This window comes from Synechococcus sp. R5-15 (assembly GCF_047462035.1).
Classification (GTDB): domain Bacteria; phylum Cyanobacteriota; class Cyanobacteriia; order Thermostichales; family Thermostichaceae; genus Thermostichus.
On the sequence record NZ_JANSIK010000167.1, the window covers coordinates 1 to 6,212 of the forward strand.

The 6,212-nt window shown below is 59.2% G+C and carries 6 protein-coding genes; 3 read left to right on the forward strand and 3 right to left on the reverse strand.

Going from position 1 to position 6,212, the window contains the following annotated elements; translation table 11 throughout:
* Positions 1-124: 124 nt before the first annotated feature.
* Positions 125-2,602 carry a phenylalanine--tRNA ligase subunit beta gene (pheT, locus tag NW839_RS12385; RefSeq protein ID WP_414352022.1) on the reverse strand — a complete coding sequence of 826 codons (2,478 nt, stop codon included), beginning with the start codon at positions 2,600-2,602 and terminating at the stop codon, positions 125-127.
* A gap of 196 nt (positions 2,603-2,798) precedes the next feature.
* Here pheT and NW839_RS12390 point away from each other — a divergent pair, with 196 nt between their 5' ends.
* The 3 genes from NW839_RS12390 (at position 2,799) to NW839_RS12400 (ending at position 5,374) form a co-directional block, all read left to right on the forward strand.
* Positions 2,799-3,335 (forward strand): thioredoxin family protein, encoded by a 537-nt coding sequence (locus NW839_RS12390; protein ID WP_011434451.1) that lies wholly within the window; start codon positions 2,799-2,801, stop codon positions 3,333-3,335.
* A 105-nt stretch (positions 3,336-3,440) separates the two neighbouring features.
* Positions 3,441-4,367, forward strand: coding sequence for a fatty acid desaturase family protein (locus NW839_RS12395; protein WP_414352021.1), 927 nt, complete (start codon positions 3,441-3,443; stop codon positions 4,365-4,367).
* A complete protein-coding gene (locus NW839_RS12400) occupies positions 4,364-5,374 on the forward strand; it encodes an alpha/beta fold hydrolase (RefSeq protein WP_011434449.1) in 1,011 nt (336 codons plus the stop codon). The genes NW839_RS12395 and NW839_RS12400 overlap by 4 nt, the downstream gene beginning before the upstream one ends.
* Positions 5,375-5,391: 17 nt before the next feature.
* On the opposite strand, the gene aroQ is transcribed toward NW839_RS12400, so the two are convergent.
* A complete protein-coding gene (gene aroQ / locus NW839_RS12405) occupies positions 5,392-5,889 on the reverse strand; it encodes a type II 3-dehydroquinate dehydratase (RefSeq protein WP_414344089.1) in 498 nt (165 codons plus the stop codon).
* Entirely contained in the window at positions 5,867-5,998 is a 132-nt protein-coding gene (locus tag NW839_RS12410; RefSeq protein ID WP_011434447.1) for a hypothetical protein, read from the reverse strand. The genes aroQ and NW839_RS12410 overlap by 23 nt, the downstream gene beginning before the upstream one ends.
* Positions 5,999-6,212 lie beyond the last annotated feature (214 nt).

Genomic DNA, 6,212 nt, shown 5'->3' on the forward strand with positions numbered 1-6,212 from the left:
TGGCGTGGGGCAGGAATGCCCAACTGCGAGGTAAGGACTCCGTCCTGCTGACGGGAAGGGTAGCCCGCGCCCTGTCCACAGGACGAGCGCCGGGAGGATGTTATAGTAGCTACAGAGGGGTCGGCTAGCTGCGCAAGGTCACCGGAAATTGTGTTGTCAACTGCGCCCTCACCTGGTTTTGCAGAGCTTCTACCTCCGCATCCGTGAGGGTGCGATCGGGAGCGCGGTACACTAGGCGGAAGGCAAGGCTGCGCTGCCCTGCAGGTACTCCTTGGCCCCGGTACTCGTCGAAAAGCTGCACCGATTGGAGAAGTTCTCCGCCCGCTCGACGGATAACCTTCTCGATCTCACCAACGGCAAGGTCGAGTGGCGCAAAGAAGGCGATATCCCGATCGGCAGCAGGAAAGGGTGAAAAGGGGACAAATTGCACAATGCCCCGTCTCTCCAGGCTTTCCAGCAAGGGATCCAACTGCAGCTCAAACCCATAGACCTGATCTGGCAGCCCCTTTTCCTGACAGAGGCGGGGGTGCAGTTGCCCGAACAAACCGATGCGGGATCCCTCAATCCACAAACTGGCCTGGCGACCGGGGTGAAGCAGGGACGATTGCTCTTCAGGGGGATCCAGACGAAACTCCGGGCCAAATCCCAGTCGCTCCAGAGCGGAGACCAGCAGCCCCTTGGCCTCGAACCAGTCCATGGGTCGGTTGCGGTGCTGCCAATCGTGGGGATTGGGATCCCCGCCCAAGATGCCGCCGATATGCTCAGCTTCCCGGTAAGGGTGGGGGTTAGGGGGAAGGGCATGGGCAAAGACACGGCCAATTTCAAAGGCTTGCAGCGGGCCGTTGCCTTGATCCCAGTTGAAGCGGAAGGCCTCCACCAGGCCGGGAAGTAGCGCATTGCGCACGGCTGAATATTCAGGCGAAAGTGGATTGGCAATCCTCACCAAAGATCCATCCTCCTCCGCTGGGCAGAGGGAGATGTGATATACCTCTGTCAGGCCAATGCCGCGCAGCACTTCTCGGATCTGGCGGGTGAACGTTTCCCGCGCCGAAAGGGATCCCACCTGCGGCTCGGTGGGTAGGGTTTCTGAGAAGCGGTCATAGCCGTAGAGACGGGCAAACTCCTCGATGAGGTCGATCTCCCGCTCAATGTCCCGCAGGCGATAGGGGGGAACGACGACCTGCCAAACGCAGCTGGCCACGGTTGCCGTCTCGGTAGCGGGGGAGAGGGCACTCTGGGAATTGGCCCCTTCGCAACGGGAGAGCTGAAAGCCCAAGGCAGATAGGATCTCCTCCACATCCGCCGCCTGCACCTCGTCCCCCAACACATCGATCAGCCGCGACAGCCGCAATTTCAGGGTGCGTTCCAGGGGGGGCCGCTGGTCAAAGGTGGTGAGGCCGGCCACTGCTCCCCCTGCCAGTTCCAGGATCAACTGCACCGCCCGATCCCGGGCCTGATCGAGGGTGGCAAAGTTAACCCCTCGCTCATAGCGGGTGGAAGCCTCGGTGCGCAGACCTTGAGACCGGGCCGAGCGTCGCGTCACCGCCGGATCGAATACGGCTGCTTCCAAGAAAATGCGGGTGGTGGTCGAGCCGACCTCGGTTTCTTCCCCTCCCATGACCCCGGCCAGAGCTACCGGTTGGCTGCCGGCCACAATGAGATGACTGTCGGCTTGCAAGGTGCGGGTTTGGCCGTCCAAGGTCTTTAAGGTTTCTCCCGGCTGGGCCAAGCGCACCTCGATGGTGGGTTTTTTCTTGCCCATGACCTGGAGCAGGCGATCCCAGTCGAAGGCGTGCAAAGGCTGGCCCCATTCCAGCAGGATCAGATTGGTAATATCCACTACATTGTTGATGGATCGCATGCCGGCAGCGGCCAGTCGGTGTTTTAGCCAGTCGGGGGAAGGGCCGACTTTCACCCCTTCGATCAACACGCCACTGTAGGCGGGGCAGGCCTTGGCGTCGGCAATGCGCAACTGAAAGTTGGGGATGGGCTTGGCCTGAAGAGGCTTGACGGGGGGCAGGCACAGCGGGTTGCGGGTGAGGGCAGCCACTTCGCGGGCGATCCCCACCATGCTCAGGGCATCGGCCCGGTTGGCGGTGGAAGTGAGATCCAGCACCACATCGTCCAAGCCCAAAAGAGGACGCACATCAGAGCCAAGCGGATGAACCTCCAGATCCAAGTCGGGCGGGAATTCGTGGATCCCTTCGGAAGATTTCTCCAGCCCCAGCTCGGCCAGAGAGCAGATCATGCCCTCCGAGATCACCCCCCGCTTGTCGGCTTTGGCAATGGTGAGGGAGAGGGCGGGCAAATGGGTGCCGGGCGTGGCCACTGCTACCAGGATCCCAGGGCGGGCGTTGGCAGCTCCACAGACAATGGTGGCAGGCCGATTGGATCCCAAGTCCACCTGGCAAACCTGCAGCTTGTCGGCGTTGGGGTGAGGCTCGGCAGCCAGGATCCTGCCCAAAACCACCCCATCTGCCCAGGTGCGGCGGTCTTCGATCTCTTCCACTTCAAACCCCGCCAGGGTGAGGGCCTCCCCCAGTTCTTCGGGTGAAAGTTGGAAATCCACCAGTTCTCGCAGCCACTTCAAGGAGATGCGCATCGCTGAGCCATCGGTGCAAACGCCGCACCCATTATCGCTCACCTGGCCCTCTTCTCCAGCCGGGATCCTTGCCCAAGGCAGAACAGACAAGAGGCGCCTCCGGACTCATCGGTCTCATCAGGGGGAGAGAGGGGGATGCTAAAACGGTGAAGGCGACGGCTAAGGTCAGATCCAGCGGATGGCAAGGTGAGGAAAGATGAAGGAAGACTGGGCAAAACGGTTGCGCAACGGGCTGGTTGCCGCGGCAGCTGTGCTCTTAGCGGTGGGTTTGTTTTTGGCCAGCCAGGGTCGTCAGGCGGGCAGCAACCTAGAGGCTCTAGCCCAAGAGGCCATACCTTGGGAGCAAGCTCAGGCCAATGGCAAACCTTCTTTGGTGGAGTTTTATGCCGATTGGTGCAGCACCTGTCGTGCCATGGCACCCCTCCTGGCCAGCCTGAAACAGGAATTTGCCGATCAAGTCAACTTCGTCATGTTGAATGTGGACAATCCGAAGTGGCTGCCGGAGCTGAGCCGCTACCGGGTGAACGGCATCCCTCATTTTCTGTTTTTGGATCGGCAGGGAGAAGTGCTGGGATCGGCGATTGGCGAACAGCCGCCGTCGATTCTGCGAGCCAATGTGTTGGCTCTGGCAACTGGACAGCCCCTGCAGTTGACCAACATCGGGCCGGTGTCTGAGCTGGAGCGGGGCAGGCGCGCCCTCCCCAGTCAGCCGGATCCCCGCAGTCATGGCTAGGAGCTTGGGCCGGGGTTTTGTTGTCTTGGACACAGGCGGAAAGGTCTGGCCTCGGTTTGATATTGGATAACTTCTATCCATTCTCGTAGCTCACAAGAACAGGCCATGGCTGTCGAGACAACACCGATTTTGCCGGATCCGCAACGGTTGATCCCGAGCGAGCGCCTCAGACAACTGAATGTCCGCTCCAATTCAGCCGGGCTCCGGCAGCTTTTGGGACATTTGGCGGTGATGGCGGTGAGTGGCAGCCTGTGGGTGACCCAGAAAGGTGTCAATGGCTGGATTGCCCTGGCGGCGCTGGTGGTTTACGGGGCCAGTTTGGCGACGATGTTTGCTGCTTTGCACGAATGTGTACACCGCACCGCTTTTGCCAGCCCAAAACTGAATGACGGGGTAGCCTGGGTGGCGGGCTTGCTCTCGTTTTACAACAGCACTTTTTATCGCCGATACCACAAATGGCACCACCGCTATACCCAGATTCCGGGCAAGGATCCGGAGCTGTCGGATCCCAAACCCCAGAGCTGGCCGGAGTATTTGCTCGAGCTGAGCGGCTTGACTTGGTGGATCGGCAAGGTGAAGACCTACATCCGCATAGCCGGCGGCCAGTTGCAAGGCTATCCCTACATTCCTGAATCGGCCCGCCAAGAGGTCATTCGTTCGGTGCGGTTGCAGCTAGGGGTCTACGGCCTTGGGAGCTTGCTCTCCCTTCTGCTGGGGGATCCCTGGATAGTGTGGCTGTGGCTGTTGCCTTTGGCGGTAGGGCAGCCGATCTTGCGCTTCATTTTGCTGGCAGAGCACACAGGCTGTAGCCAAACCGAGGATCCCTTCTCCAATACCCGTACCACCCTTACCCTTTGGCCGATCCGCTTTTTGATGTGGAATATGCCTTACCATGCTGAGCATCACCTTTACCCCTCCATTCCATTTCATGCTTTGGCCGATGCCCATCAATACCTCAAGCCCCATCTGGCTCATCTAGGGCAGGGGTATGTGCGGGTTCATCGTCAGGTGATTGAACAATTTCAGGCATGACTCACTACACCTGGAGCCTGAACGATTTTCAGCTACAGTGCGGGATCCAACTGCCCCAAATCACGCTCGCCTACGCCACCTACGGGACTCTTTCCCCCCGAAAAGACAACCTGATCCTCTACCCCACCTCCTATGGGGCTCAGCATCCCGACCTGGAGTGGCTGATTCGTCCCGACGGCATCCTCAACCCGCAGCGGTGGTTTATCCTCATTCCCAATATGCTGGGCAATGGCCTTTCCACTTCCCCCAGCAACGATCCAGCCTGCGGCTTGCGGGAAGACGGCTTCTGGTTTAGCCACTGGGACAATGTGCGCCTGCAGGAGAGCCTGATTCGCCAACACTTTGGGATCGAACGCATCCGCCTGATCTACGGCTGGTCGATGGGGGCTCAGCAAGCCTATCACTGGGGATCCCTGTTTCCTGAGCGGGTGGAACGGATCGTAGCCCTCTGTGGCACCGCCAAGACCACGGTTCACAATCGAGTTTTTCTGGAGAGTTTGCGCTCAGCCCTGACTGCCGATCCCGCCTGGAACGGTCGCCGATTTACGGGTGTCCCAGAGCGGGGTCTGCGAGCTTTTGCCCACATCTACGCCAGTTGGGCTGTTTCCCAACCTTTTTTCAACCAAAAATGCTATGAATCCTTGGGGTATGCCTCTCTCGAAGATTATCTAGAGCGAGGCTGGGAGGCCAATTACCGCCGCCGGGATCCGCAGAATTTGCTATCGATGATCGAAACTTGGATCCGCTGCGATATCAGCGACAACCCCATTCACCGGGGAGATTATCGGGCTGCTTTGAGGGCAATTCAGGCCCAAACATTGGTGATGCCCGCCCAGACGGATTTGTATTTCACCCCAGAAGATTGTCGGGCTGAGGCAGAATGGATCCCGAACGCGGTTTACAAGATCATCCCCTCCATTTGGGGGCACCGGGCCGGTAATCCTCATCAAAACCCCGAGGATGAAGCTTTTATTCGCACAGCCGTGCAGGAGTTCCTGGAGAGCTGAGGGCACCTACACAGATCCTACACAGATTGCAGGCGCAGGTGTTGCACCAGAGCCTGTAGCCCCAACAGGTAGCTTTGCGCCCCAAAACCACTGATTTGCCCAATCGCTACGGCGGCGATGTAAGAGTGCTGGCGGAAGGGCTCGCGGCGATGGATGTTGCTTAGGTGGACTTCCACAGTGGGCAATCCTACGGCTGCAATGGCATCTCGGAGAGCAATGCTGGTGTGGGTGTAGGCCCCAGGGTTGATCAGAATGCCGACATGCTGCTGGCGGGCACGGTGAATGGCATCGATGAGCACCCCCTCATGGTTGGACTGGAGAATCTCCAGCTTCGCCCCTAGCATTTCTGCCTGCCGATGCAGAGCCTGATCGATCTGCTCTAGGGATACTGAGCCGTAGATGCCCACCTCTCGCACCCCCAGCAGGTTGAGGTTGGGGCCATGCAGTACCAAGAGGCTGAGAGGCTCGCCGCCGGGGGCAATGGCAGTCGGATTAACGACGACGATGGGATCCATCTTCTACCGGAATGGGAGCAGGTTGAGGCTGGGGGTTCCCCAGCAGGGTGTCGATCACACGTTCCACCCATTCCCGGATCTTTTCCAGCACCTTTTCTACCCAATCCATCCGATCTGCCTCGCGAGGTTTTACGAAGGGAGTTTATTCGACAGACTTCTATGATAGCGCTTCTTTCCGAGGGGTGTAGAGGTAAACTACCCGGCTCCGACCGCTAAGCGGTACAGAGCGGGCTTTCAGTAGCCCTGGGCCTGCTCTGCTCTACCAGAGAACAAAACAAGCCCGGACCTCTAGGCTGGTTTACGACAGCCCCCAAGAGCGCAAT